The sequence below is a fragment of the Vibrio sp. YT-19(2023) genome, from assembly GCF_033337395.1.
On sequence record NZ_JAWOQN010000166.1, the window covers coordinates 1 to 1,050 of the forward strand.

General features: G+C 41.9%; 1 pseudogene. It reads left to right on the forward strand.

The window, feature by feature from the left end:
• Positions 1–627 (forward strand): annotated as a pseudogene (locus R7E78_RS24640) (hypothetical protein); the annotation flags it as partial.
• Positions 628–1,050 lie beyond the last annotated feature (423 nt).

Consider the following 1,050-nt stretch of genomic DNA (forward strand, 5'->3'; position numbering starts at 1 on the left):
CATTGAGTTGAACCAGTTCCCAGGCACTGAGCGATTCATCGGCTTTGGGCAGTTGCCTGAAGAAGCTATTCGTTCTTGTTGGCGATACCGTAAACCCGTATCTGCTAAGTTATTGAGCCAAGCAAAGCAGTGTTGGCAAGCAGTGTCATGTTCCTCACCAAAAGCTATCGTCAGTTTGATAGAGCAACATCAACTGGATTGCTTACCGAACATGTCCGATGTGCTTAGGCGTCTCTTGCAAGAACTGCCTCATACCAATAGCGGTTTGAGCATGACTCAACAGCTTGCTTTAAATGTATTGAGTTCACAGCGTTCACCCATCTCTGTAACAGAGTGGTTCAAGCGGTATCAGCAAATTGAACCGCTACCTTTTTAGGTGATGTCATGTTTTACGCCCTACTGTTTCCACTGACTCAATCCGAAGTGCCGCTTTTCGCTATCGACTCATTAGAGAAGAATTGGTGGGAACAAAAAGTTACGCTGACCGAATTTGGCAAAGCGTGTTTAGCAGGCCAAAAGCGAGCAAAGCAATGTTACTGGGTGGGCGGAATGCGAATAAGCGAACATAATCATTGGCGTTGGGATCACCAACGCATCTCCTCACTATCTCACTACAAAAAATCGTAATTACGCAACCTTGAGCTGCGATGCTATTGACTGTAGTGAGCATTAGCATCGCCGTCTGGATCTAAATACTATTACGGCCTATCACCTATTTCACACTGCATAAACCGTAACTATTTATGCAAAAATCACTTTCCACATCGAAGATATGCACATCATTCCTTATTCAACCAAAATGTAATAATTCATTTCTATCGGTTGTATGTTCGATAAAAGTGTTAAAACTTGAAGTTTTCAACCAGCCATTTCGTTACAATTTAGTTAAAGTTCTATTTTTTATAGTGACAAAGTTCACATCTATTAATCAATCAGAGGATTATTCTTTCGTATTTTCTCACTCCACTGCTACTCTGCTCGCCGCTTTGAAGTGAACTCAAGGTGCATAACTATAAGGAGTGTTCTCATGAATACCAAGAAACCGATGTC